Genomic DNA, 26,864 nt, shown 5'->3' with positions numbered 1-26,864 from the left:
TTACATCTTAAAAAACTGACGCTTAACACCCTTTCACTTTCACCCAAAAGAATACGAGGACTTATTCATCCCTAAGGCGATTGCGCTGTCAAGCGTACAAAAAGCAAGCCATCGCACCTATTCGTGCGGCAGCTTGCTTCTTAGTAAACTCAGATTTCTTGGATAAGTACAATGATTACTTTTTTTGCAGCTGAAGCGCTCTTAAAATGACAGTCACGGCTTCAGCACGTGTGGTGTTAGCTTTCGGCTTCACTGTGCCGTCCTCGTAGCCGTTAATTAAGTTTTTAGCAGCTGCGGCTGTTAATGCATTGCGAGCCCAGTCGGATATTTCAGCGTTATCCGTGAAGCTGATTTTCATATCCGTTGAATCGATCTGTGCCGCACGAATTACAATCACCGCCATTTGCTCACGGGTAATCAAGTCGTCAGGACCGAAGGCGCTCCCGCTATACCCGGTAACAACGCCCAGCGTGGAAGCAGTCTCAATTGCACTTCGGGCCCAATGAGCTTCGGTATCAGCAAAAGCTTTGCCTGTTTGTGCTTGGAGATGAAAGGCTTTTACAATGACAGTAACGAACTCAGCCCTTGTTATACGGTTATCCGGTTTAAAAGTATCGTCTGAATAGCCATTAATCACGCCCAGTTGAACCAAATCGCGAATGTTCATTTCAGCCCAATGCCCTTTGGTATCGCTAAAACCCGCTACTGCCGCTGGAGGACCGGTGATCTCCTTTTTATCCGACACTAGAACAGCAAATTTCGTAAAATGACGAACAGTTCCCGAGACAGTTCCGTTAGTCAGATCTACTTTCTGATCATCTAACTGTATCCATCTATGTTCCTTTTCGTTCAACCAATACAAGCTTACAGTTGATTTAGTAAAGTCAATCTTAGTTTTGTCGAAGGGTAATGTAATAATAACTTCCTTACTGAAATCACCAGCTTTATCCTTCTTAATCTCGTATATCTCACTCACCAAGCTCATGGAATCGACAATAGGCAGAATAGATGTATCGCCTATTTTATCTACATTAACCTGAATATCGCTTTCTATGGCTCCGAGAGGCACATCGATTTGGGCTCCGTTCAAGATCAGAGTCCCCCCATAAGCTGCAAAAATGGTTCCGAAGTTGACAGGGCCGCCGCCGCCACCACCTCCTCTGCCGCTGCTAATCGTTGGGGTAATTGGCGAGTAGAAGACATATTTCGTGAAGTGCTTTGTCCACACCACAATATCTTCGCCAACCGTGATTTTAGCATCCCCGCCTGGGACAATTTCGTGATCTGCGGTCGTCTGTATATCTGCCGATACTGAGCCCGTGATCGGAATCAGCTCACCACTTCTTACGTAGCCAACCAATTTGCCTCCCTGTTTCGGGAACAGCAAGCGTATAGCTTTGTCAAAAGTTAACGTAACATCCGATGAGCCCACTTCAATGACCCCGCTCACATTGCTAGCGCTGACCGATACACTGTTGCTGCTCTGCACTTCTGGCAGCCTGATGGTGCCATCCCAAGCCGCAGGAGCAATAACTTTCGTGCCTTCCGGAATCACCACCAACACTTTGCCTTGGGAGGTTTCCACTTGCACTTCGATTAATGGGAGAATGGCCTCTTTGTTCGATCCTGCAATAATTGGCGTAACTGCAATTTTTGCATTCGTTATACCCAATGGTGCGGTAATAGTTACGGGCTCACTAGTTACCTGAATGGATGCGTCAGACACAGCCGTTATTGCCACAGCTCTTTTGATAGTTACTCTATATGTTAATTTCGTTGTGCCATCTTGTGCTGTCACTTCAATAGTGACAAGATTTCTGCCAGCATTTAATCGAATTTCTTTGGACGTTGCAATTTCAGAGTTTATTTTCACACTGGCACGAGCTTCTTCAGGAAAAGCCTTCAAAGTCAGAACATCCACACTATTTCCCACAGACATGGTGTAGTCAAAGATAGCCCTGTTAAACTCAAACACAGCGTCGCTTACTTGTAAGGACTGCAACTGAGCATTACTGTATGCTGCAGATGTTTTATTCACGTACACGAGATAAGTTTTACTTGAGCCGTTGTGATCAGTTACCACCAATTCCATTCGGTTGCTGCCCACATCGAGCGGGATCGATTGAGTTGACTTACCGCTGATTAAGTTAAGTGGACCCCACACAAGCACATTACCACTGTTGTACAAGCTCCCTACAATGCTGGAGCTGCTATCATACACGCTTGCCGTAACGCTAATACTCGGTATTTGACTAGTCACATTAAAATGATACGTAGTTCCCGTTACAGAATCGGCAACTAATGTTAGTCCCCCGCTCGACAGTGTCAGCGCGCTTAGGTTTGCTCCGCCCCCTGAAACAGCAGACCTTGTTACAACCACTATATAGGATGCAATCGTTCCATCTTGCGCGGTGACGGTGTAGATCACTGGTAAAGTGAAGTCGTTCGTCGTCGTCCCGCTCACTTGCGTAGTGGCGCCGACCTTCACCGTCGATCCTAAGGAACTTGTGAAGGTTGCAACTAGTGATGTTACGGTCGCTGCGTTGGGTACGGTTAATGTTATATTCGTGCCATTGATTGTACCCACTACCGCCGGCTGCAAGCCTTCGAAGCTGAACGCTGTCAGTTCTTTGGCGCTGCTTGCAGCTACTGTAACTGTTACAGTGTAATTCTTCGTTGTTCCGTTCTGTGCGGTGACGGTGTAGGTCACCGGGGCAGTGAAGTTGTTCGCCGTCGTCCCGCTCGTTTGCGCGGTGGTGCCTACCTTCACTGTCGATCCCGCTGAACTCGTAAACGTTGCAACTAGTGACGTTACGGTCGTTGCGTTGGGTACGGTTAGTGTTATATCCATTCCGTTGATTGTTCCCACTACTGCGGGTTGTAAACCTTCGAAGCTGAACGATGTCAGTTCTTTGGCGCTGCTTGCAGCTACAGTTACGGTGACTGTGTAGCTCTTCGTCGTTCCATTTTGCGCGGTGACGGTGTAGGTCACTGGTGTAGTGAAGTCGTTAGCGGTCGTGCCGCTTACTTGCGCGGTAGTGCCTACCTTCACGTTCGATCCTACGGAACTCGAGAATGTTGCAACTAGCGACGTTACGGTCGTTGCGTTGGGTACGGTTAATGTTATATCCGTTCCACTAATTGTACCCACTACCGCTGGCTGCAAGCCTTCGAAGCTGAACGCTGTCAGCTCTTTGGCGCTGCTTGCAGCTACTGTAACTGTTACGGTGTAGTTTTTCGTTGTTCCATTTTGCGCGGTGACTGTGTAGGTCACTGGTGTAGTAAAGTCGTTAGCGGTCGTGCCGCTCGTTTGCGTGGTGGTACCTACCTTCACGTTCGATCCTACGGAACTCGTGAATGTTGCAACTAGCGACGTTATGGACGTTGCGCTGGGTACGGTTAATGTTATATCCGTTCCGTTGATTGTTCCCACTACTGCGGGTTGTAAACTTTCGAAGCTGAACGCTGTCAGTTCTTTGGCGCTGCTCGCCGCAACAGTCACGGTGACCGTCCAGTTGTGCGTGCTGCCATCTGCTGCTGTAATCACATAAGTTAAAGGAGTCGTGAAATCGTTAGTGGTCGTGCCGCTCACTTGATTTACTGTGCCTACCTTCGCCGAGGCTCCCGCAGATAAACTGAACGCTGCAACCAAGCTGTTCAAGCTGGTTCCGTGCACTACTTCTATCACCACTGTGTGCGCAGTCGCATCTATCGTTGCCGCTCCGGTTTGCTCAGCCAAGCTGAACGCTGTCAGTTCTTTCGCACTGCTTGCAGCTACTGTTACGGTTACAGTGTAATTCTTTGTTGTTCCATTCTGTGCGGTGATGGTGTAGGTCACTGGTGTAGTGAAGTCATTCGCTGTCGTGCCGCTCACTTGTGCAACTGAGCCTACCTTCACCGTCGATCCACCCGAACTCGTGAATGTCGCAATTAGCGACGTTACCGCTGTTCCATAAGGCACAGCTAAAGCTACATCCGTGCCACTGATCGTACCCACTACCGCTGGCTGTAAGCCTTCTAAGCTGAACGCTGTCAGTTCTTTCGCACCGCTCGCCGCAACAATCACGGTGACCGTCCAGTTCTGCGTGCTCCCATCTGCTGCTGTAATAGCATAAGCTAAAGGAGTCGTGAAATCGTTAGCGGTCGTGCCGCTCACTTGATTCACAGTGCCTACCTTCGCCGAGGCTCCCGCAGATAAACTGAACGTTGCCACCAAGCTATTCAAGTTGGTGCCGTGTGCTACTTCTATCACCACTGTGTGCGCAGTCGCATCGATCGTTGCCGCTCCGGTTTGCTCAGCCAAGCTGAACGCTGTCAGCTCTTTCGCACTGCTCGCAGCCACTGCCACCGTTATAGTGTAGCTCTTCGTTGTTCCGTTCTGCGCAGTGACGGTGTAGGTCACTGGTGAAGTGAAGTCATTCGCTGTCGTGCCGCTCACTTGTGCAACCGAGCCCACCTTCACCGCCGAACCGCCCGAACTCGTAAATGTCGCAATTAGCGACGTTACCGGTGTTCCATAAGGCACGGTTAAAGCTACATCCGTGCCACTGATCGTACCCACTACCGCTGGCTGTAAGCCTTCGAAGCTAAACGCGGTTAGCTCTTTCGCACTACTCGCCGCAACAGTCACGGTGACCGTCCAGTTCTGTGTGCTCCCATCTGCTGCTGTAATCACGTAGCCTACAGGTGTCGTGAAATAGTTAGCCGTCGTGCCGCTCACTTGATTCACGGTACCAACCTTCGCCGAGGCTCCCGCAGATAAACTGAACGTTGCCACCAAGCCGTTCAAGCTGGTGCCGTGCGCCACTTCTATCGCCACCGTGTGCGCAGTCGCATCGATCGTTCCCGCTCCGGTTTGCTCAGCCAAGCTGAACGCTGTCAGTTCTTTCGCACTGCTCGCAGCTACTGTTACGGTGACGGTGTAGTTCTTCGTCGTTCCATTCTGCGCGGTGATGGTGTAGGTCACTGGTGAAGTAAAGTCATTCGCTGTCGTGCCGCTCACTTGTGCAACTGAGCCTACCTTCACCGTCGATCCTCCCGAACTCATAAATGTCGCAACTAGCGACGTTACCGGTGTTCCATAAGGTACGGTTAATGCTACATCCGTTCCACTGATCGTACCCACTACCGCTGGCTGTAAGCCTTCGAAGCTAAACGCTGTCAGCTCTTTCGCACTGCTCGCCGCAACAGTCACGGTGACCGTCCAGTTCTGCGTGCTGCCATCTGCTGCTGTAATCACATAAGCTAAAGGAGTCGTGAAATCATTAGCGGTCGTGCCGCTCACTTGATTCACGGTGCCAACCTTCGCCGAGGCTCCCGCAGACAAACTGAACGTTGCCACCAAGCCGTTCAAGCTGGTGCCGTGCGCCACTTCTATCGCTACTGTGTGCGCAGTCGCATCGATCGTTGCCGCTCCGGTTTGCTCAGTCAAGCTGAACACTGTCAGCTCTTTCTCGCTGCTGGCGGCTACTGTTACAGTTACAGTGTAATTCTTCGTCGTTCCATTCTGCGCGGTGATGGTGTAGGTCACTGGTGTAGTGAAGTCATTCGCCGTCACTCCGCTCACTTGTGCAACTGAGCCTACCTTCACCGTCGATCCGCCTGAACTCGTAAATGTCGCAACTAGCGACGTTACCGGTGTTCCATAAGGTACGGTTAATGCTACATCCGTGCCATTGATCGTACCCACTACCGCTGGCTGTAAGCCTTCGAAGCTAAACGCGGTTAGCTCTTTCGCACCGCTCGCCGCAACAGTCACGGTAACCGTCCAATTCTGTGTGCTGCCGTCTGCTGCTGTAATCACATAAGCTAAAGGAGTCGTGAAATCGTTAGCGATTACTCCGCTTACTTGGTTCACGGTGCCAACCTTCGCCGAGGCTCCCGCTGATAAACTAAACGTTGCCACTAAGCCGTTCAAGCTGGTACCGTGCGCCACTTCTATCGCTACTGTGTGCGCAATCACATCGATCGTTCCCGCTCTAGTTTGCTCAGCCAAGCTGAACACTGTCAGCTCTTTCTCGCTGCTGGCAGCTACTGTTACAGTTACAGTATAATTCTTCGTTGTTCCATTCTGTGCGGTGATGGTGTAGGTCACTGGTGAAGTGAAGTCATTCGCTGTCGTGCCGCTCACTTGTGCAACCGAGCCCACCTTCACCGTCGATCCGCCCGAACTCGTGAATGTCGCAATTAGCGACGTTACCGCTGTTCCATAAGGCACAGCTAAAGCTACATCCGTGCCACTGATCGTACCCACTACCGCTGACTGCAAGCCTTCGAAGCTAAACGCGGTCAGTTCTTTCGCACCGCTCGCCGCAGCAGTCACGGTGACCGTCCAATTCTGCGTGCTCCCATCTGCTGCTGTAATCGCGTAGCCTACAGGTGTCGTGAAATCATTAGCGGTTGCTCCGCTCACTTGATTCACGGTGCCAACCTTCGCCGAAGCTCCCGCAGATAAACTGAACGTTGCCACCAAGCCGTTCAAGCTGGTGCCGTTCGCCACTTCTATCGCTACTGTGTGCGCAGTCGCATCGATCGTTCCCGCTCCGGTTTGCTCAGTCAAGCTGAACGCTGTCAGCTCTTTCTCACTGCTCGCAGCTACTGTTACAGTTACAGTGTAGCTCTTCGTCGTTCCATTCTGCGCGGTGACAGTATAGGTCGCCGGCAAAGCAAAGTCATTCGCTGTCACTCCGCTCACTTGTGCAACCGAGCCTACCTTCACCGTCGATCCGCCCGAATTCGTAAATGTCGCAACTAGCGACGTAACCGGTGTTCCATAAGGCACAATTAATGCTACATCCGTGCCACTGATCGTACCCACTACCGCTGGCTGCAAGCCTTCGAAGCTAAACGCGGTTAGCTCTTTCGCACTGCTCGCCGCAACAGTCACGGTGACCGTCCAATTCTGCGTGCTTCCATCTTCTGCTGTGATCACGTAGGCTACAGGTGTCGTGAAATCATTAGCGGTTGCTCCACTTACTTGGTTCACGGTACCAACCTTTGCCGAAGCTCCTGCGGATAAACTGAACGTGGCCACCAAGCCGTTCAAACTGGTTCCGTGCGCTACTTCTATCGCCACTGTGTGGGCAGTCGCATCGATCGTTGCCGCTCTGGTTTGCTCAGCCAAGCTGAACGCTGTCAGTTCTTTCAAACTGCTCGCCGCCGCAACATTTACAGTAACGATCCAGTTCTGCGTACTGTCATCCGCTGCTCTCACCAAATAGGTGACTGGGTTCGTGAAATTGTTAATGGTCGAGTTGCTTGTCTGCCCCTTGGAGCCAACCTTCGCAAAGGCTCCAGCAGATAAAGTGAATGCCGCCTTCAAACTAGTCACGTTAGTTCCGTACGCCACTTCAATCGCGACTGTGTGAGCGGTAGCATCAATGACGGCAGGCCCTGTTTGCTGAGGGAAGCTAAATGCCGTAATGGCTTTCGCACTACTCATTGCAGCGGTTACGGTCACTGTCCAATTCTGCGTACTACCGTCCTCCGCTTTCACCATATAGACAACCGGGTTCGTAAAGTTATTTGTAGTCATATTGCTCACTTGATCTGTGGAGCCTACCTTCGCGGAGGCCCCTACAGATAAAGTGAACACAGCCTTCAAATTGGTCAGGCTGGTACCGTTGACCACTTGAATCACAACCGTGTGAGCTGTTGCATCAATCACGGCAGGACCAGCCTGCTGAATGAAACTAAATGCCGTAATTTCTTTTTCACTGTTAATCGCTATGGTTACGGTAACCTTCCAGCTTTGCGTAGTGCCATTCTCCGCTTTGACAACATAGGTGACTGGGTTCGTGAAATTGTTTGCAGTTGTGCCGCTCACTTGATCTACAGTGCCGACCTTCGCCGTCGCTTCTGCAGATAACGCAAATGTTGCCACTAAGTTATTTACGCTTGTACCGCTCATCACTTCAATCTCTACCGTATGTGCAATCGCATCAATAACGGCAGAACCGGTTTGCTCAGCCAATCCGAATGTCAGGATATCTTTCGCATCGTTCGCTGTAACGCTCACTGTATACGTAGTCTTCGTTGTTCCATCCGTCGCCGTTACGATAACCTTCTTGCCTGTCGCCAATCGAGTAGCTAAGGTTATCCCGTCTTCATCGTAAACCTCAAATGATGCATTCGTTGCTGGCATTATCGCTGCCTTGAATACGGCTAATGTCGTGCCATAAGGGATGTCCGTTATGCTTTCGCTCGCCGTTCCACCTGTACTTACGTTTCCTATCGTGGAAGTCAGCGTTGCAATCGAGTTCGGTACAATCCACCTCGCATACAAGGTCGTAGTAGCCGCTATTGTAAAAGAACCCCCCGATTTATAGGAAATACCGCTGCCATCCGCCTTCGTATTCCATCCATTGAGGATAAAGCCTGTCTTTACTAAATTGATCGTACCCGCATAAATACTCGCTTTTGCTCCTGGCATGTAAGAATGACTAGTCGGAACGGTCCCGCTGATGTTTCCATTCCCGTCATAGTCCAAGTAAGCCTGAATGGCCGATAAATAGGGATATTTGCCATTATGTAATGAATCGATCGCCCATATATTCGAAAAATCCCAAATATGAGCAATATCTGCTTCATAAGTGCTTTTATTCTGCATCTGTGCAGTAGATTTGCCTACGCCTCCGGCTGAAACCGATTGTCCTGTTGTTACTGTGTCGTAGAAGCTGTTGATGGCCTCTCCTCCGCCGCCAAGATAACTATCAAGTCTTTCACCAACCAGGCCTCCTACATCCATACTTCCGCTCACGCGTCCAGTGGCATAGCTGTTGTTGATCATTCCGCCGCCGTTTTGGCCGGCCAAACCGCCCACTTTAGCATTTCCCCCTACTTGTCCTGAAGCATAGCTGTTGCTAACATATCCATAACGGTTCCAACCAACCAAGCCTCCCACCATTTCACTATCAGCACTTCCTATCACATTCCCTAAGGCGTAACTGTCGCTGATCGATCCACTGTCGAAGTTATCGTTGTAACCAACCAAGCCTCCTACACCATATCCTCCGCCCACTTCCCCTGTGGCATAACTGAGGCTGACTGTTCCGAAAATATTGCTGCCAACCAAACCGCCTACATGAGAACTTAAATCACCTCCGCTCAAGTTCACATTCCCGGTCGCGTAGCTGTTGCTGATCTTTCCATTAACGCTGTCGCCAACCAAGCCGCCCACCTGAAAACTTGAATCGCCGCCGTTCACATTTCCTATGGCGTAGCTATTTCTGATCTTTCCACCTTGAGAGTTGTCGTTTTTCCCAACCAACCCTCCTACACCATAACTTTCATTAGACCCGCTCACATTCCCTGTGGCGTGGCTGTTGCTGATCTCTCCATTGTTGTTGGAAGCAACCAAACCACCTGCATATGGACTGGGATTGGTTGAAGCAGGATTTTGACTCAAGCTCACATTCCCTGTAGCGTAGCTGTTGCTGATTGTTCCATAATACTCATTGGCAACCAAGCCGCCCACACTAAAACTTCCGATCACATCTCCTGAGGCGTAGCTGTCGCTGATCGCCCCGTTTATGTTCCCACCAGCCAAGCCGCCTACATATTGGCCTCCGCTCACCTTTCCCAGAGCGTGGCTACTGCTGATCGCTCCATTTTTATTGTAACCAACCAAGCCGCCTGCATTTCTGTCTGAACTTGTAATCAAACTCACATTCCCTGTGGCGTAGCTGTTACTGATCGGCCCATCAGTATTGTAACCGACTAAGCCTCCTACACTTTTATTTCCACTCACACTTCCTGTGGCGTGGCTGTTGCTGATGATAGTTCCACTATAGGATTCACCAACCAAGCCGCCTATATTTTCAATTCCGTTCACATCCACCGATGCGTAGCTGTCCTTGATTTCTCCATGGCCGCTACCAACCAAGCCACCTGCACCATATCCTCCACTCACACTCCCTGTCGCGGAGCTATTCTCTATTTTCCCTCCATCATTCAAACCAACCAAGCTGCCTACGTTATCTCCACTATGATTAGATACATTTTCCAGCTTCACATTTGCAATTGAACTTCCATTCCCGATACTACCAAATAACCCTGTATAATCACCATTACGTATCGTTAACCCGGTTATTTTATATCCGCTGCCATCCATATGGCCACTAAAAGAAGTATTTACATCTCCTATCGGAACCCAGCCTGCTCCAGCATAACTGCTCAAATCAATGTTACTTGTCAGCTTAAAATATAGGTTCGCAGCTAAATAACTACCTCTGACCTTATTAAGTTGATCGGCAGTCCCAATAAGATAAGGGCTGCTAGAAGAGCCGTTTCCTGAAAAATCTGCTGCAAATGCCTTGCCAATTCCGAAAATCCCTCCGGGTATAGTGCTGAACATTATCATCATCGTAAATATCACTATCATTATTTTATTACCTGATTTACGCATTCCGCTTTCTCCTTTCGGTCCATCACTTGATTCCCAACAATTCAACAGGCGACTTTATTTTTAATTTTCATAATGTAAGCTTACAGCAGCCCAATAAAAGAATAATGAAAAACTCGGCCAAAAACAGAAAAAAACCGCGCAGCATCAAGCCTTCGCAGTTTTTTTAAAGCGGATTGAGCTATTTTATTTTTTGTCGGAAAATCGCCTTAGCAGCAAGTCATATAGATGTATCAGTTCCTCAGAAGGGCGAATACCAAGCTCCCGGCTGAGAAGCCGAACATAATTGGTGTACAGAGCAGTCAATCCCTTTTTGTCCCCGGTCATCTCGTGTATCGTCATAAGATGGCGAATAACCGATTCGTCCAGCGGATTGCGCTCGTTCAGCTTGAGCAGCAGCTTTAATGCTGTTGCCGTGTTCCGAAGTGAAATTAGCACAACGGCAAGCCGCTTTACGAACAAAGCGTACATTTCCGCATAGCGCTCCGTTTCGTGAATGGCCCAGACATACGCCTTGTCCCCAAACAAATCTCCCGTATACAACCGTTCGATTTGTAGCGCTCTCTCCACATTTCCGGCATCAATGGATTGCAGCATCTCTGTTTGTTTTTCGAATTCCAAGTAATCAATAACTGGCTCCTTTAATTCGAGTGCGTAGCCATCGTTCTCCGAACGCACAACCTCGCGCATGCCAAGAGGCTCCAATGACTTACGCAGTTGATAGACCGTTGTATTCAAATAGTTCTCCGCATTGGCTTTGTGCATTCCGCCGAAAATATCCGTTACAAGCCTGGAACGGGGAATTCGTTTGCCGCGGTAAAGCAGCAAATAAGCGAACAGCTCTGCGCATTTCCTAGAAATCCACTTGACACGACCCACTTCGTTGCTTATTGCTACGTCGCCAAGCATCGTTAGGACAATCTTGCCGGAATCTGCTGATACCGGAGCCGACAACGACGGGGAATTGATGACTCTATGGTTCGCCAGCGCGCGATTTACCGTCCGCTGCAGGCGCTCCTGTGAAACGGGTTTGACCAGATAATCGATTACGGACAATTCGTAAGCTTCCAAAGCAAATTCCTTATGCGATGTGACGAAGACGACTTGCATAGGAGAATTTGAAGCTTCCAATTTAGCGGCGAACTCTATTCCACTCTCACCTGGCATGGAGAGGTCTATGAAAGCCATTCCGATATCTGTGTTCTCCCTTAGAAAGGAGGAAGCCGACATCGTATCGCTAAAGGCACCCGCCACATGAACTCCTGGCAGTTTGAGCAACATTTTGCTCAGAATCAAATGCATCGCCGGCTCATCGTCTATCAAAATAACTTTCATACCGAACCTCCTTCATTCCACCGTTGTCCAATTCGTCCCCTGCACCAGCCGAGCCGGGCAAGGTGAAGGAGAAGGTTGTTCCAATTCCTGGTTCACTCTCGAACCAAAGATTGCCGCCATGGATGCGAACGAATTCGCGGGTTAACGCCAGTCCGAATCTCGTATCCCCTGAATCGTCACTGGTAACCATTACCTTTAGGAACGGCTCCTCCCGTCGCAGCAATTCCGATGTCTGATCATCGATTCCCGCTCCATTGTCGCGTACGGACACGACGATCATATCGCCATCCAGAACGGCCCCGACCTCAATCGCCCCGCCGATTCCAGTGAATTTGATCGCGTTGGAAAGCAAATTTCGAAGAATAAGATCCAGCATTTCTTTATCGGCGCTGACCGTAAGCAACTCGTCGATTCGATCCGTCATCTGTATTTGCTTCATGCCGGCTTTCGTGCCGGAAAGCAACAGCGCCTGCCGGACAACCTGCTGCAAATTCCAGCTTAAGGGACGAAACACGACCTTCCCCTTCTGGCTGCGATACCAATCCAATAAATTTTCGACGAGATGGAACGTACTTTGCACTTGTCCTTTGAGCTCCCGCACCAATTCGGCATGCTCAAAGTCCGCGGCGGTCAGTTCATCACCCAGCAGCTCGGTTAAGCTAACGAGGATTGCGATCGGATCGCGGATATCATGCGCCACAACGGTGAACAGCTTGTCCTTGAACGCGTTCAGCTCGGACAGCTGTCGGGCGTTCTCGCGCAGCCGTGCCTCGCTCTCCTTCAACTCCGTAATATCGTTGAACATCAGAATCTTACCGATCAGGATATTGCCCGAATCGTAGATTAGCGACAAACTGCAGTTGTAATGCTTATTTCGGTTAGCATGGAATCTATGGAAAGGGAAGCGTTCGTCCCCGTCATTTGCATGGCGAATACGCTCAAGCAGTTCCGGACTTCCCGACAAAACCTTCTCCATTTTAACGGGGTATTGTGTCGTCAAAGCGAGTTCGGGAAGCACCTCTTCAGCTGCATTGTTGTAACTAACAATTTGGTCCTCATAATCGAGCAGGACGACCCCATCCCGAATGGTTTCGAACACTTTGGCCATCGCAAGCGGCGTTAAGCGAAGCAAATTAAACCGTAAAATTCCCCACACATAGGCAACACCCGATAAGGCGAACCCGAACGGTGTTAAATCAACGCTAATGCTGGTCCAAAGGAAGAGATTGAAAAACATAGGCGCTACCGCACCCAAAAGAAGGACCATGATTTGCTTGCGCACGATCGGCAAAGCCCGCCAATACATAGGGATAAACAGCAATATCCCGCACAGTAGTACGGAATAATTATAGATGGTATGCACCTTATACCAAGGTCCCTTGAGCGTTGTATACAAGGGAACCGAAGCTCCCTCATTCAGAATGTAGCGCTCATAGATCAGATGATGCCAATCGTTGGTCAAATGGAGGAAAAACACAGCTGCGGGTATAACAAACAGCACTAGCGCGAGACGCTTGCGATAGCGAGATGCCGTCCCGGTAAATTGAATAACCTGAAAGAACCAAAGAGTAGTAACGAAAGGAATGCCTAAATATTGAATTTGTAGCGACAGCTTCACTTCGTTCAGGTCCCGGCTCAACACCTCAAACGCATAGCCGAGCGCATAGAAAGCTGCTGCCAGCATGATCAGAATCATCGTTTTGGCAACAGGCAGATGTCGTTTCCGGTAAGACAAGAAAGAGACAAACACCATCAGCGCCGTTGCGAGAAAAAGCATTATAGACATCCAGTGTCTTATGTCCACGGCTTCGTCTCCCTTATATCGAATGACTGTCGGGTCGCCCGATGGGCTATTTCGACAAATCTACCTCAAAATAGGATATCACCTTCTCTATCTTGTGTCCACGGCGGCATCCTCTGCTTATTTTAATTCAAGCTCACTTTTTTGGAAATTTCAGACTATTGATTTATACTTAAAAACCATGTAGGCTATAAACATTTATAACAGAGGTGAGATCCTATGTATTGGACAGCACTATTCGAAAATGATGTACCTACTGAACCCTTATACTCTTAATGGAGATAGGGTCACAGCTTCTCTCCGTTAGGGGTATTTCCTACCTAATTTAAACGGAGGGGTATTCTAGTGAACAAAACATGGTTAGGCTCTATATATTTAGCTTTAGCTGCCAGCATTTGGGGTGGCATGTACGTTGTCGTTAAAGTTGTTATACAGGTCATTCCACCTTTGGAATTGGTATGGATGCGTTATTTAATAGCCATTGTAGCCCTGTTTGCAGTTGGTGTAGCTACAAGACAATCCTGGAAGATCCATCGGCGTCATATTTTATTAATTGTCTTAATCGGAATCATTGGCAACACTATTTCTATCGTTACCCAAGAAATAGGCACCATGCTTTCTTCTGCACAAATGGGGGCCATCATCACATCTTCTACACCCGCATTTATGGTAATTTTTGCTCGTCTGCTCCTAAAAGAGCGTTTGAGCCTGAGGAAGGGCCTATCAGTTGGTTCAGCTACAATAGGCGTACTAATTATAATGGGTGGAACCGGGCATATTGAAGGATCCAATCAACTGGGCGGTATTTCATTGATTGTAGCAGCACTAGCTTGGGCGCTCATGTCGGTTATGATCAAGTGCGTTCCAGGACATTATTCACAAATCGTTGTGACGACTTATTCAACCTTGGTTGCTATCATTGTATTGACCCCATTGGTTATAGGTCGGTTACATGAAATTAATATTCATCAACTGGCTCATCCCTCCATTTGGGGCGGACTCTTGTATTTAGGAATCATTTCTACCGCTGCTGCATTTTTACTTTGGAATCGTGGACTTCAACTTCTTAATGCATCAAGTGGAGGATTATTTTTCTTTTTTCAACCTTTAGTAGGAACATTTCTTGGATGGCTTATTTTAGGAGAAACGCTCGGCTTATCATTTGGAGTAGGCTCCATCCTTATATTAAGCGGTGTTCTATTAGTAATTAAAGAAGGAAAATAGATTAAAATAGAAGGCGCTGTCACTCAAGGCCCAATTAATCCTGCAGCCGATGATTACCAGCCATAATAAGTGATTTGATACATTGTTGGACGAAAAAAAGAATGGACAGAATTTCAGAGAAAATCTGAATTCTGTCCATTGATTAAGCTTAAATTTAGCGAGAAACTAATGGGGATCAAGGTTCTTAAAGTTCAACGATCTTTGTTGCAACATTTTGGCAAAATTCCTTGTCATGCTCCACAAAAAGAATGGTTGGCGAGTATTCAAGCAGCAATTCTTCAATTTGCATGCGAGAAATAACATCGATAAAATTAAGCGGCTCATCCCAAATATGCAAATGAACTTTCTCGCTAAGACTTTTTGCAATCAGTACTTTCTTCTTCTGTCCTCCGCTAAACGCTGAAATATCCTTTTCAAATTGAACTCTGGAGAAATCAAGCTTTCTTAAAATCGATTTAAAAAGACTTTCATCTATCCCGTTGTCTGCAGCATAGTCAGATAAATTGCCTTGAAGATGGGATGTGTCCTGTGAAACATAGGATATTTCCAACTGACTATCCTTCCTGAAGGTGCCTGTATAGTTTATATCCTCGCCGCAAATAAGCTTGATGATACTTGATTTTCCGGAGCCGTTTATACCTGAAAGAGCAACCCGCTCACCTTGCTTAATAGAAAAGCTTAGATCTGCACAAACTATCTTATCACCGTAAAAAATCGATACATGTTCAAGTTCAGCAAGTTGGTTTTTATGAAAAGCAAGCTGCGAAATCTCCAAGCTGTCAGAGCTTTCGATATTTCTAAGGAGTTTGGATTTTTCATCAATAGCCGATTGCTGTCTTTGCTCAATTGCTTTAGAACGCTTCATCATTTTAGCAGCCTTGTGGCCAATATATCCTTTATCTACCTTGGAACCGGAATTTCTTGTTCCGTTTTTTGTTTTTTCCACTTCATGCGACCAATTGCCCGTCCGTTTAGCTGAATCCGACAAGCGTTTAATATCTTTTCTAAGTTTTTCGTTCTCTGCCAGCTCAAAACCGTCTTGTCTCTTTTTGTTTTCCCACCAGCTCGAAAAATTACCTTTTTGAATTTCTATGTTGGTCTTATTGATTGAAAGAATGTGGTCTACACAGTTATCAAGAAATGATCTGTCGTGAGATACCAAAATATATCCGCTTTTGCTATTTAGATAATCACTGACAAGTTTTCTTGCTTGCATGTCTAGATGATTGGTCGGTTCATCAATTAACAGAAAACTATTTTCCTTGATAAATAAAGTAGCAAGCAGCACTTTCGTTTGCTCTCCATTAGACAATGAATCGAAGGGTCTGTACAAAACATCCTCAGAGACCTTTAACAATGAAAGTTCACGCATTAATTTCCAATGAAGATAGTCAGGAAATAGATCGTTGATTACATCAATCGTATTATTCTCTTTGTTTTCGACATGGAAAGGGAAATATTCAAAACTGACATTGGCAGAAATATTTCCGCTGTATTCATATTTTCCAAGCAACAAGTTGAGAAAGGTTGTCTTACCTCTACCGTTTCTTCCCGTAAATCCTAATTTCCAATCGGTATCGATTTGAAAACTAACGTTTTCAAATATGTTATCGTAACTGCCCTCATAGGCAAACGTCAGGTTCGTAACATTTATTTGTGACATGAAAATATCCTCCTGTATGAAAAATATAAAAGCTACAAGAAAGTTACTTCTTGTAGCTCAAATAACATACAGCAAAACCAACCCAAATAATTGGGTTAGATAAGGACATATGGTTTGAGTGAAAAGATAGAGTAACTTTCTTGCATATAAAGAATAAAACATGCGAAAAAAATATCGCTTTTACCGTTTTATTTTTTTATATATTTGCAAGAAAAATTACATTATACTTTTCAGCTCCAATCATTAAGTTAAAGATATCTTATCATACCCATTTATTAATTTCAATTCCCAGGCTCGTTCGCGTTTCCATCCAGATCCTTCAGCGTAAGCATACTTCTTTTAAATAAGTCGAGAAGCTTTCGATATTCATCCGGATATGCCGGTTGCTACCTTCCAGCTTGCTCATCATAATGCCGCCTTCCATGACGGAAAGTGTGAATGTAGCTAAAGCATCGATATCGATGGCAGCATTGAACTCACCGCTTCGGATACCTTCGGAGATTATCGCTTTCATGTTGTCCAGCGTACCTTCCAGACCCTGCTGGGCTCTTTGGCGTAAGATCGGATGAGCGTCATCACTTTCGGTAGCCAGATTAAGGAGTGGGCATCCTCCGATAAAAGGCGGCGCTTCAACCACGTTTTCGTATACACGTAAATAAGCCAACAGCTTGCCAATAGCTGTTTCTTGCTGATTGACTGCATCGTTAATTTTCCCCCCAACTACGCTGCCTGCATAGCTGTATGCCTCAAGAGCAATTTCATCCTTACTGGTAAAGTGGCGATAGATACCGCCTTTCTTAATATCTGTTACTTCTGTAATATCGGACAAGGATGAGCCTGAATACCCTTTTTGGTTAAAAAGCTCAGCAGCCTTAGCGATGATATGCTTGCGGGTGTTTTCTCCTTTTCGCATAATCAATTCCCCCTTACCCACGTAAAATAATAATTTCATTATAACAAATGAAATTGATCTATTGAAAAGGTAAGCGGTTATGCTACAATAAAGATACCGATCGGTATCTTTATTGTGTGAGAGGAGCTTGCAATGGGTACAACATGGTTTAAGGAACCCCGCTATGCATGGATTGGATTAGGTTCACTTTGGATAATCGGCTTTATTGGCGCACTGACCCGGTTTACTATGGCTTATTTTCAGGTTCAGATTTCAGAGGATTTGGAGATCAGCAGAGGATTCATTTCGATGGCATGGTCTACCAACCTGCTCATTACAGCCTTATGCGCACCTCTGGGAGGATGGCTTGTCGATCGTTACGGGCCCAAAAAAGTAATGCTGGTCAGCGCAATCATAGGTACTATAGGAACTGGCACCGTCATACTGGGACATCATCCTATCATCTTCTTTATTGGATATGGGGTTATCTCCGGGTTCGTCGGTATTGGAACGTCCACTACCTATATGTTGATGTTTAAATGGTTTCAGCATCATCGGGCCAAGGCTACGTCACTGTTAGCGAGCGCCTCTTCTGTAGGATTGGCGATCAGCACACCGATTTTCGTTTCCTCGAGCTGGCTGACCTGGAAAGATGCCTTCCTAACCTCATTTGTCCTAGGTATTATCGTAACCTTGCCTACCATTTGCTTTGGCATTAAGGGGTTTGAGCTGAAGGATAACAAAGCAGATAAAGTGCAGGAGAATGAGATCATTACATTGGACGACCAAGCAATACCGAAAGCAACCCGTCCTTTGTTCAAAGGAATAGCCGCACCTCTGCCTATATTCATTGTCGTTGCCTGCGCACTGTTCACTTGTGGCTTCAATATGGGGACTGTAGAGATGAATTTGGTCGCCATCCATCAGTCGGTGAATGTGTCGCCGAGCATGATAGCATTATCCATGAGTGTGCTGGGGGTTATGGAAATTACGGGATCGCTCATTTTCGGCTATTTTTTGGACAGAGTTAATAAGTTTGTTATGATGACCATTTTGTACGGCATACGCATTTTGGGATTTGCTTTCCTCTTTATACATGTAGATTGGTCACCTGTCCTATTTGCCATCGCCTTCGGTATTACTTATTTGAGCGCTATTCCAGGTGGACTGCTGATCGCCAATGAATTTTCAAAAGGAAATGGCAAACAAACTGGCTTTCTCCTTCTTTTTCATCAAGGGGGAGGCATACTCGGTGCGTTGATAGGCGGGATTTCCTTCGATTACTTTAATAATTACCAGGTGCTGATCGGTGTTGATGTCTTAATCTGCACTCTCATGACACTCGGTTATTTGTTCTTGTATACAGCCCTGAAACGAAGCATCCGATTTCATAATGTGAACGCCTCTGCGATACACAATTAGAGTGAAGCATCTATTATTTTTGGAGGAGAGCTGCATAATGTCGATGAGAGAACAATTGGATCAATCAAAGAAAGCTTTTATCGCGAACGCACCTGAAGAAGTGCAATCAGAAATTTTTCGACATATTAGGGAACAACAACAATCCGGTATCACGTTAGGTTTGAAGGAAGGCGACAAAGCCCCCAATTTTATGCTAAACAATCCTCTTAACGATCAAGTGATCCTGTACGACGAGCTTGTAAAAGGACCGGTTGTCTTGACCTTCTATCGCGGCAGCTGGTGCCCCTTCTGCAATATCCAGCTGCGGGCTTACCAGCAGATTCTACCGGAGATTGAGAAGCTAGGGGGCCAGCTAATTGCCGTCACTCCGCAAAGCCCCGACAACTCTTTATCTCATAAGGAGAGGGAGAAGCTTGCCTTCCAAGTGCTGAGCGATCCGAATGGTCGTGTCGCTGCTAGTTATCAGATTTTGTTCCAAATGCCTAATTCCATTCAAAATGTTTTCACTAATACATTCCGTCTGGATCTCACTGAGTTCAATGCATGCGATCGCTGGGTGCTGCCAATTCCTGCGACATATATTATCGACAAGGACGGGAGCATCCGTCGAACGTACGTCAATCCGGACTTCATGAAGCGGATGGAGCCTCAGGAAATTCTTGAGCAATTGCAGAAGCTCTGAGAGCAGCATGAAAAGCCGCTTGCGCGGGGTCAAATAAAGAGAAACCGAACCTTTTTCAAAGATTCAGTTTCTCTTTGGCATTGCCTCTGTTGAATGAAGCTGGGAAGCAGCTACAGTTTTAATAGCGTTCTCAATTCAAGTAAGTCATCAATGATAGCATCCGCTTGTGCTAGCTCGTCTTCTTGGGCAAAGTCAAATCGGCAGCCGATCGCCATCAAACCATTGTTTTTTGCGGCATTAATATCAGAGAGCCTGTCGCCGACTACTGCAGCATTGACGATGTGATATTTTTCTAAAATATGGCATACTAAATCAGCCTTATTCTGGGTTTGTATCTGTTGGATACTGAAGGTTTCTGTCACCCAATTATCCAGCTTGTAATAACTTACGATGGCATTCAGATATTCGGTTAGCCCATTACTTGCAATAAAGATGGAACAGCCAGCCTGTTTCAAGTAACCGAAAACCTCATAGACATGAGGATATAGGGCGCCGCAGCCATTATTAATGTTTGCAATTAACTTCTCGTGGAAAAATTCGTTTGCGCTTTGCCTGAGTACGTTTGAATGATCCGGCAATAACGTTTCCCATACTACTGGTAAAGGAACCCCCATAATCTCACGATATTTTTGAGTTGGTGTTTCGCTCGACCATTCATGAAGCGACCTCAAATAGGCAAACGTTTCTTCGAGGGATATTTCCAAGATTTTGTTTGTTTGAAACAGCGTTCCATCCATATCGAAAATGACTGCTCCTGGCATTCTTTTCTCTCCTATCCCGGATTAATTAAGTATGATTTTACATTGGATACTATTATAATTCGCTTCCCAAAACGACCCTTTCATTATTCAGTCCACCTTTTTATGCTCTTAGGCGCTTTATATCTTGCCTAGGCGGAAAGCCAAACATGCGAGAATATTCGCGGCTGAATTGCGAGGGGCTTTCATAGCCTACTCGAAAAGCCACATCAGCAGCATCTGCTGATTCGGTTAATAATAGGCGACGTGCTTCCTGCAATCGCAGCTGCTTTTGAAACTGAATAGGGCTCATAGCCGTTACCTCTTTAAAGTGTCTGTGAAATGAGGAAATACTCATACTGGCTATTTCTGCAAGCTCTTCAATACGCAAAGGCTTGTCATAGTTATTGCTAATTTGTTCTATAGCGTCCCTGATTCCATAGGTGCCGCTTCCTTCCAATGCGATTTGCGACAGCGCAGCTCCATACTGCCCTTGCAGAAGCCTGAATAGAATTTCCTTTGTGTAGATAGGAGCAAGGAACGGAATGTCTTTCGGATTGTCTAGTAAACGTGCAAATCTGAATATTGAATCCATTATAGGTAACTCCATCTGACCGACAAACATAGCTCGCTCAGCATTTCCTTTAGGGGTGATTCGAATTTCAGAGTCCCTTAAAACCTCTAAGATTTCACTCGCCGTAAATTCAAGTCTAAAACCCAAATACGGAATGTCGGAAGAAGCTTCCGTGACTTGGGCAGTAACCGGCAAGTCAACTGATGCAATAAGATAATCTGCGGGATCGTACTTGAAGCGCTCCTGTGCCAGCCATACCTCCTTCGCCCCTTGAACCACAATGCATAAGGAAGGTTTATACATTCCGTAACTTGGTCCGGTCAATTTTGAGCGACGTATGAAAAATAAATTCGGAATGGCCGTTGAGTGAACACCGTCCTGGACTGAATACCGCTCAATTAGTTTGGCAAGTTCATTCTGCTGTTTGGTTATTATTTCAGACATAAGATCCCCCTTGTTCCGTCATTCCTTATAGTTCGATTATAATCCATATTCATCAGTTACATAAGTGTAGTGAGAGGATTAGGCAATCATTTGACATGAATGGGATAACGCTCACTTTTTCATCTGTTGCATAATAAGGCTATAACCCTTTAACAAAAGGAAACAAAGGAGCGTATCGACAAATGGAATATGTGAAACTTGGAAATACCGGCTTGGATGTATCCCGGATTTGTCTCGGCTGTATGAGCTTTGGTGTAGCAGTGCGGTGGCATCATCCATGGATTCTTGATGAGGAGCACAGTCGTCCTATCATAAAAAAAGCCCTTGAATTAGGTATCAATTTTTTCGATACTGCGAATGTGTATGCAGACGGAACTAGTGAGGAAATTATTGGACGGGCTCTAAAGAGTTATGCGAATCGGGATGAAATTGTCCTCGCGACAAAGGTGCATGGACGTATGCATCAAGGTCCAAATGGCGCAGGACTTTCACGAAAAGCAATCATGAGTGAGATTGATAAGAGTCTTATGAGACTGGAAACCGATTATGTTGACCTCTATCAAATCCACCGCTGGGATTACAATACTCCCATTGAAGAAACCATGGAAGCGTTGCATGATGTTGTGAAAGCCGGTAAGGCAAGATATATTGGTGCTTCTGCCATGTACGCATGGCAGTTTCTCAAAGCGCTACATGTAGCCGAGAAAAATGGATGGACCCGGTTTGTGTCGATGCAGAATCATTTGAACCTCATATATCGTGAAGAGGAGAGAGAGATGCTGCCGCTTTGCAAGGTAGAAAAAATCGGTGTGATTCCATATAGCCCGCTTGCATCAGGAAGATTGACACGTGATTGGTCGGAAACAACGCTTCGTTCTGAAACCGATCAAATGCAAAAAAATAAATACGATGCGACAGCAAATACGGATCGATTGATCGTGGAGCGTGTTGCAGCAATCGCAGAAAAACATGGCGTTCCCCGTATTCATATCGCACTTGCTTGGTTGCTTCAGAAAGAACCTGTCTCAGCTCCTATTATCGGTGCTACGAAGGTGTCTCAGCTCGAAGAAGCCATAGGTGCTCTATCGATTACGTTAACATCTGAAGAAATTTCGTCATTGGAAGAGCCGTATGTTCCCCATCCCGTAGTTGGTGCGATTTAATCTTTGGCATTCTTGGGAACAAATCCTCATACGGATAAGATCAGATAATTTACAAATAATATTAAAAAACCGGAGGATTTTAGATGCAAAAAGTAATTTTGAACAATGGTGTTGAGATGCCTATTCTCGGTTTTGGTGTTTATCAGATTGCAGAGAAAAATGAATGTGAACACAGCGTTTATGAGGCTATTATTGCAGGTTATCGGCTGATTGATACAGCTGCCTCTTATCTAAATGAAGACGCAGTTGGCAGAGCGATCAAACGGAGTAGCGTTGCAAGAGATGAATTATTTATCACTACGAAGCTTTGGGTTCAGGATGCTGGTTATGAGAGTACAAAAAAAGCATTTCATAAATCACTGGAAAGATTGCAACTCGATTATTTGGATTTGTACTTAATTCATCAGCCATTTGGCGATGTATATGGCTCTTGGCGGGCTATGGAGGAATTGTATCGTGAAGGAAAAGTCCGTGCAATTGGCGTTAGTAACTTCCAGACGGATCGTTTAATAGATTTGATACTTCATAATGAAGTAGTTCCTGCCGTAAACCAGGTTGAAACGCACCCTTTCAACCAGCAAATCGAAAGTGCAAAATTCATGAAAGAAAACAATGTTCAGATTGAGTCCTGGGCGCCTTTTGCTGAAGGAAGAAATAGCTTGTTCCACAATGAGGTATTGGCATCCATAGCTGGAAAGTATAATAAATCCGTTGCTCAGGTGGTATTACGTTGGTTGACACAAAGAGAAGTCGTTGTAATTCCAAAATCTGTTCGTAAAGAAAGAATTATCGAAAACTTCAATATCTTTGATTTTGAATTAAATCAAGAGGATATGGAGTCGATTACTACGTTAGATACGAAAGAGAGCCTGTTCTTTTCACATCGCGATCCTGAAATGGTGAAATGGATCGGTACCCGGAAACTCGATATCTAACCATCTTTCGAAAAACGGCAGGTTGTGATTACAAAAAATGAACTCATTAATTTAACAATAGCCTTAAAAAATGTAGCAGATGCTTAGGCAATCTGCTCCCTATTTCGTTTGCAATCTCCAGGTAACTGCATCATTTGACTCTGTTGCGAGTGTATAACATATAAGAGTAAAACACAGGAATTATAGATGCAGCTGCAATCGCTATTATGAATACGATAACTGCTGCTGAACCGCTTAAGAACGAAGATATCACGGAAATTATCCCACCGATCATCATTAGTGGGCCTGCTAGCCTATGGGTTTTCCTCCATATTTCTTCATTAGCCAGCGTCCACGGTGTTCGTATTCCAAACATATAATTATGCTTAACCTGGGTCAAGTAATTGCCCATGATCGCGAAAAACAGCCCTACAACAACCATGGCCACCTTAGTTATGTCGACATGATTTCCTAGGTTGTAGGCAATGATCGTCCAACCTACCACCGTTATCAGTACAGTAACACCGACGCGAGATACTTCAAACGCTTTAGAAAATTGTTCGTAATTTGCTCTCTTGGGGTCGACGAAACGTAAAACACGGATTATTACCGGTATTAGACCAAGCAATATAAGCGTGATGATTAGCATTCCTCTGCTCATGGTACCGTTCACTTCGTTATTCATACCAAAGTGTGTAGCCATCGTTTCTGGAAGCTGGTTGTAAAAAATCAATGCCCCGACAGCCGGCGAAATGCTGAGCAAAATAAGAAAGATTTCTCTCATTATTTTCATCATTTTTCATCCTCACTTTTGTTAATAATATTGAACATCCATCCTATGACATCTTCTACTACTGTCGTATGCAGCGTATAAATAATGTTTTGCCCATGCCGTTCGTCTAAGACCAAACCTGCCTGCTTGAGCAAGTTCAAGTGATGAGATATGCTCGGCTTGCTAATCTGGAAATGTTCCGATATCTCCCCGGGACTCATACTTTTGTCCCGTAACAACTGTAAGATTTGCCGACGAGTCGGATCCGATAATGCTTTAAAAGCGTCATTCACAACATATCACCACCATATTTCAATATTTAGATAAATTTCTAAATGTCTAATTACATAGTACACATAGATTGATTTGACGTCAATAAACATTTATCAGAAAAGTAAGATTATACTGTGTTTGACACGATTGCAGTTATGACATATACTGTGCTTATAAATGCGCAGTTAACATTCTGGCCGTGATACGGCGGTTCGTTGATAAAAGAGCGCATATCCAAATTCGGAAGGATGGAGAGTTATATGTCTATTCAAGTTGGGCAAGCGGTTTTATTTGCAGATGTTGTAAGGGATCGTCATTCCGTAAGAAAATATGATGCGAGCTGGACTATTTCCAAGGAAGAAATGACAGAACTTTTGCAAGAAGCTACCCTCGCTCCCTCGGGCGCTAACGTGCAGCCTTGGCGGTTCCTTGTTATCGATGATTCGGAGCTTAAAAAAAAGCTGCTGCCGATAGCGTACAATCAGGAACAAGTGGTCCAGGCTTCGGCAGTCGTAGCTATTCTGGGCGATTTGCAGGGAATTGATAAAGCGGAGCAAATTTACAGCGCGGCGGTAGACGCCGGCTATATGAGCGAAGAGGCCAAAGAACAAATGCTGCAAAATTTGCGCAGATTTTACGCGGACCCTACGTCTGAAGTCGTTAAACGCGCATCACTAATCGACGGCAGTCTCGTCTCGATGCAATTTATGCTTTCGGCCAAAGCAAGAGGCTACGATACGGTTCCAATGGGCGGTTACGATGAAAAATCCCTTAGAAGCGCATTTCATATTTCCGATCGCTACTCCGTTGTCATGCTGATTGCAGTCGGAAAAGCGGCTCAGGAGGCCCATAAAACGGTGCGCCTGCCAGTGGAGGAAGTCACCTTCTGGAATGCAATTCCAGAAGAAGTGTAAACGTTGGGTGCATAGTTGAACACTGGTCCAGCTTGTTGTTCAACTCCTCGAAAACTATTATAATGAGCTTACGAAACAAGATAAAATAGTACAACAACATCACACCAAGATATCGTAGAGCGATTTATAATAAGGAGTGAACGACATGGGTATGACGAATCGGGGGATACCTATAGGACCTCGCCGTTTCGTAATTGCTGTACATGCATTGGTGTGGCTGGCCCGAAGTGAGAAGCTTTTACCCAGTTCGGCGATCGCTTGCCAGGTTAATTCACATGCGACTTTTTTACGTAGAGTTCTTCAGGTTTTAACTCAGTCGGGGATGGTAGAAGCAAGAGAAGGCAGAGACGGTGGTTACGCACTCGGCAAATCGGCCAGTGAAATTACGTTGGCTGACGTCTACGTCGCGCTCAAAGCCGAATGTGCGGAGCTGGAAGACAATGATAATTGCAGCGAGGCCGACAAGCAGTTGGATTCTATGCTCGTCACTATATTATTCGATGCGGAGCAGCAAACGATTGAGTATCTTCGTCAATTTACGATAGCCGACATGATGACGCGCATTCCATTATGCGATAATAGTTGAATTATAAGTTCCGATACATCCGTGCACTGCACGGATTTTTTTTATCGAGCATGGGTAGAGAATTATCCCCCGCGCTAAACTGCCCGCTTAATGAAAACAGGAACTGCTGCCGCGGCAGCTGCTCCTGCTGTTGTTCAAACTTCGACTTAAGCCCGCGCGAGCAGTGGAAACAGACCGCCGCGGATCGGCTCACCCACGACAAGACCGAGGCCGTTCGTAATCGTATGCGACTTGCCGCTGTACGTCGTGCCGTCGGTCATGTAGATGATGGCGAGCACCCGGCGCGGATTGTCGGTGACGTTCGCATGAGCGTAGTGGAACGTCAGACCGTCGTGGAACGTGCAGCTTCCCGCCTTCATGCGGACGATAACCGGCTTTGTATGCTCGTGTTCGGTCCCTTTCGTATATTCGAAGATATCCTGCGGATCGACGAGACTGATCGGGTTCAGCTTGCCTATGCTGCGCGAGCCCGGTATGAACATCATGCAGCCATTGCGCTCGTCCACGTCATCGAGCGTAATCCATATCGACAGTGCGCCGGTTTCGTTCATCGGCCAATACGTCAAGTCCTGGTGCCAAGGGGTTGGCTTCGAATCACCGGGCATTTTCAGTAGGGCGTGATCATGAAACAGCCTGATGCCGCTTGCGCCGACCAATTGCCTAGCCATTTCCGCAAAGCGCGAATGCGCTGTATATTTGGCCATGCCGGCATGATCTCGCCAAATATTAACCCGCTGATTCAGCACACGGTAGTAAGATCCCCCTTTTTGATCCGTCTGCGTGGACATGCCTTGGGCAGAATTCATCGCTTCGTCCATGTAGTCGCGCAATTCCTCCAGCTCGTCAGCCGTGAGTACGTTGTGGATTTGAACGAAGCCGTTTTTGCGGTAAAACTCGATTTTTTCCTGCGGAAGCAGGCTCTTCGGCTCAAAGGTGTCATACATTGGAATCACTCCTTTCGTTTGATACCAATGTACAATGCGGAAGTGCAGCGCATCTTGGCTAATTTGCCAAAAAAACACGCCGATCCGCCATCCCGAGGGCCACCTCTCCCGAAGAGACAGTA

At 46.3% G+C, this 26,864-nt stretch carries 17 protein-coding genes; 7 read left to right on the top strand and 10 right to left on the bottom strand.

Annotated features, from left to right (window positions below; genetic code table 11):
• Positions 1-175: 175 nt before the first annotated feature.
• The 3 genes from ACFQ0C_RS30795 to ACFQ0C_RS30785 form a co-directional block, all read right to left on the bottom strand.
• A complete protein-coding gene (locus ACFQ0C_RS30795; protein ID WP_379372532.1) occupies positions 176-10,405 on the bottom strand; it encodes a GLUG motif-containing protein in 10,230 nt (3,409 codons plus the stop codon).
• Positions 10,406-10,588: 183 nt separating this feature from the next.
• Positions 10,589-11,737, bottom strand: a complete 1,149-nt coding sequence (locus ACFQ0C_RS30790; protein WP_379372530.1) for a response regulator — start codon at positions 11,735-11,737, stop codon at positions 10,589-10,591.
• Positions 11,712-13,541 (bottom strand): sensor histidine kinase, encoded by a 1,830-nt coding sequence (locus ACFQ0C_RS30785; protein WP_379372528.1) that lies wholly within the window; start codon positions 13,539-13,541, stop codon positions 11,712-11,714. Before ACFQ0C_RS30785 ends, ACFQ0C_RS30790 begins: the two co-directional genes overlap by 26 nt.
• Positions 13,542-13,883: 342 nt before the next feature.
• Here ACFQ0C_RS30785 and ACFQ0C_RS30780 point away from each other — a divergent pair, with 342 nt between their 5' ends.
• Entirely contained in the window at positions 13,884-14,762 is an 879-nt protein-coding gene (locus ACFQ0C_RS30780; protein WP_379372526.1) for a DMT family transporter, read from the top strand.
• Positions 14,763-14,946: 184 nt separating this feature from the next.
• On the opposite strand, the gene ACFQ0C_RS30775 is transcribed toward ACFQ0C_RS30780, so the two are convergent.
• Both ACFQ0C_RS30775 and ACFQ0C_RS30770 read right to left on the bottom strand, forming a co-directional pair.
• A complete protein-coding gene (locus ACFQ0C_RS30775) occupies positions 14,947-16,425 on the bottom strand; it encodes an Lsa family ABC-F type ribosomal protection protein (protein ID WP_379372524.1) in 1,479 nt (492 codons plus the stop codon).
• 319 nt (positions 16,426-16,744) lie between these two features.
• Positions 16,745-17,338: a TetR/AcrR family transcriptional regulator gene (locus ACFQ0C_RS30770; RefSeq protein WP_379372522.1), complete on the bottom strand. Its 594-nt coding sequence runs from the start codon at positions 17,336-17,338 to the stop codon at positions 16,745-16,747.
• Positions 17,339-17,470: 132 nt separating this feature from the next.
• On the opposite strand from ACFQ0C_RS30770, the gene ACFQ0C_RS30765 reads away from it, so the two are divergent.
• Both ACFQ0C_RS30765 and ACFQ0C_RS30760 read left to right on the top strand, forming a co-directional pair.
• A complete protein-coding gene (locus ACFQ0C_RS30765; protein WP_379372520.1) occupies positions 17,471-18,739 on the top strand; it encodes an MFS transporter in 1,269 nt (422 codons plus the stop codon).
• A 37-nt stretch (positions 18,740-18,776) separates the two neighbouring features.
• Positions 18,777-19,421, top strand: a complete 645-nt coding sequence (locus ACFQ0C_RS30760) for a peroxiredoxin-like family protein (protein ID WP_379372518.1) — start codon at positions 18,777-18,779, stop codon at positions 19,419-19,421.
• Positions 19,422-19,531: 110 nt separating this feature from the next.
• Here the strand turns inward: ACFQ0C_RS30760 and ACFQ0C_RS30755 are convergent, their stop codons facing one another.
• Positions 19,532-20,182: an HAD hydrolase-like protein gene (locus ACFQ0C_RS30755; RefSeq protein WP_379372516.1), complete on the bottom strand. Its 651-nt coding sequence runs from the start codon at positions 20,180-20,182 to the stop codon at positions 19,532-19,534.
• Between the two features lie 100 nt (positions 20,183-20,282).
• The gene (locus tag ACFQ0C_RS30750; protein WP_379372514.1) at positions 20,283-21,176 is read right to left on the bottom strand and encodes an AraC family transcriptional regulator; all 894 of its coding nucleotides are present in this window, start codon (positions 21,174-21,176) and stop codon (positions 20,283-20,285) included.
• Between the two features lie 182 nt (positions 21,177-21,358).
• Here ACFQ0C_RS30750 and ACFQ0C_RS30745 point away from each other — a divergent pair, with 182 nt between their 5' ends.
• On the top strand, positions 21,359-22,339 hold the full coding sequence (locus tag ACFQ0C_RS30745) for an aldo/keto reductase (protein ID WP_379372512.1): 981 nt from the start codon (positions 21,359-21,361) through the stop codon (positions 22,337-22,339).
• Positions 22,340-22,422: 83 nt separating this feature from the next.
• Positions 22,423-23,274, top strand: coding sequence for an aldo/keto reductase (locus ACFQ0C_RS30740; protein ID WP_379372510.1), 852 nt, complete (start codon positions 22,423-22,425; stop codon positions 23,272-23,274).
• Between the two features lie 130 nt (positions 23,275-23,404).
• Here ACFQ0C_RS30740 and ACFQ0C_RS30735 read toward each other — a convergent pair whose 3' ends face one another.
• Together ACFQ0C_RS30735 and ACFQ0C_RS30730 are read right to left on the bottom strand one after the other, a co-directional pair.
• The gene (locus ACFQ0C_RS30735) at positions 23,405-24,049 is read right to left on the bottom strand and encodes an SdpI family protein (RefSeq protein WP_379372508.1); all 645 of its coding nucleotides are present in this window, start codon (positions 24,047-24,049) and stop codon (positions 23,405-23,407) included.
• The gene (locus tag ACFQ0C_RS30730) at positions 24,046-24,318 is read right to left on the bottom strand and encodes an autorepressor SdpR family transcription factor (protein WP_258214317.1); all 273 of its coding nucleotides are present in this window, start codon (positions 24,316-24,318) and stop codon (positions 24,046-24,048) included. Before ACFQ0C_RS30730 ends, ACFQ0C_RS30735 begins: the two co-directional genes overlap by 4 nt.
• A 240-nt stretch (positions 24,319-24,558) precedes the next feature.
• Between ACFQ0C_RS30730 and ACFQ0C_RS30725 the strand changes: the two genes are divergently transcribed.
• Together ACFQ0C_RS30725 and ACFQ0C_RS30720 are read left to right on the top strand one after the other, a co-directional pair.
• Positions 24,559-25,212 carry a nitroreductase family protein gene (locus tag ACFQ0C_RS30725; protein WP_379372505.1) on the top strand — a complete coding sequence of 218 codons (654 nt, stop codon included), beginning with the start codon at positions 24,559-24,561 and terminating at the stop codon, positions 25,210-25,212.
• A gap of 145 nt (positions 25,213-25,357) precedes the next feature.
• On the top strand, positions 25,358-25,798 hold the full coding sequence (locus ACFQ0C_RS30720) for an RrF2 family transcriptional regulator (protein WP_379372503.1): 441 nt from the start codon (positions 25,358-25,360) through the stop codon (positions 25,796-25,798).
• Between the two features lie 146 nt (positions 25,799-25,944).
• On the opposite strand, the gene ACFQ0C_RS30715 is transcribed toward ACFQ0C_RS30720, so the two are convergent.
• A complete protein-coding gene (locus tag ACFQ0C_RS30715) occupies positions 25,945-26,742 on the bottom strand; it encodes a phytanoyl-CoA dioxygenase family protein (protein ID WP_379372501.1) in 798 nt (265 codons plus the stop codon).
• Positions 26,743-26,864 lie beyond the last annotated feature (122 nt).

Source organism: Paenibacillus sp. GCM10027630, from assembly GCF_042676305.1.
GTDB lineage: Bacteria > Bacillota > Bacilli > Paenibacillales > NBRC-103111 > Paenibacillus_S.
Note: the sequence above shows the minus strand (reverse complement) of the source record. Positions and strands in the feature narration are given on the sequence as shown.

What these genes read in the sequence shown, in the direction of transcription:
- ACFQ0C_RS30760 (WP_379372518.1), top strand. Translation starts at nt 18,777, where the DNA reads ATGTCGATGAGAGAACAATTGGATCAATCAAAGAAAGCTTTTATCGCG.
- ACFQ0C_RS30740 (WP_379372510.1), top strand. Translation starts at nt 22,423, where the DNA reads ATGCAAAAAGTAATTTTGAACAATGGTGTTGAGATGCCTATTCTCGGT.
- ACFQ0C_RS30790 (WP_379372530.1), bottom strand. Translation starts at nt 11,737, where the DNA reads ATGAAAGTTATTTTGATAGACGATGAGCCGGCGATGCATTTGATTCTG.
- ACFQ0C_RS30735 (WP_379372508.1), bottom strand. Translation starts at nt 24,049, where the DNA reads ATGATGAAAATAATGAGAGAAATCTTTCTTATTTTGCTCAGCATTTCG.
- ACFQ0C_RS30750 (WP_379372514.1), bottom strand. Translation starts at nt 21,176, where the DNA reads ATGTCTGAAATAATAACCAAACAGCAGAATGAACTTGCCAAACTAATT.
- ACFQ0C_RS30720 (WP_379372503.1), top strand. Translation starts at nt 25,358, where the DNA reads ATGGGTATGACGAATCGGGGGATACCTATAGGACCTCGCCGTTTCGTA.
- ACFQ0C_RS30775 (WP_379372524.1), bottom strand. Translation starts at nt 16,425, where the DNA reads ATGTCACAAATAAATGTTACGAACCTGACGTTTGCCTATGAGGGCAGT.
- ACFQ0C_RS30765 (WP_379372520.1), top strand. Translation starts at nt 17,471, where the DNA reads ATGGGTACAACATGGTTTAAGGAACCCCGCTATGCATGGATTGGATTA.
- ACFQ0C_RS30725 (WP_379372505.1), top strand. Translation starts at nt 24,559, where the DNA reads ATGTCTATTCAAGTTGGGCAAGCGGTTTTATTTGCAGATGTTGTAAGG.
- ACFQ0C_RS30795 (WP_379372532.1), bottom strand. Translation starts at nt 10,405, where the DNA reads ATGCGTAAATCAGGTAATAAAATAATGATAGTGATATTTACGATGATG.
- ACFQ0C_RS30755 (WP_379372516.1), bottom strand. Translation starts at nt 20,182, where the DNA reads ATGCCAGGAGCAGTCATTTTCGATATGGATGGAACGCTGTTTCAAACA.
- ACFQ0C_RS30770 (WP_379372522.1), bottom strand. Translation starts at nt 17,338, where the DNA reads ATGCGAAAAGGAGAAAACACCCGCAAGCATATCATCGCTAAGGCTGCT.
- ACFQ0C_RS30715 (WP_379372501.1), bottom strand. Translation starts at nt 26,742, where the DNA reads ATGTATGACACCTTTGAGCCGAAGAGCCTGCTTCCGCAGGAAAAAATC.
- ACFQ0C_RS30745 (WP_379372512.1), top strand. Translation starts at nt 21,359, where the DNA reads ATGGAATATGTGAAACTTGGAAATACCGGCTTGGATGTATCCCGGATT.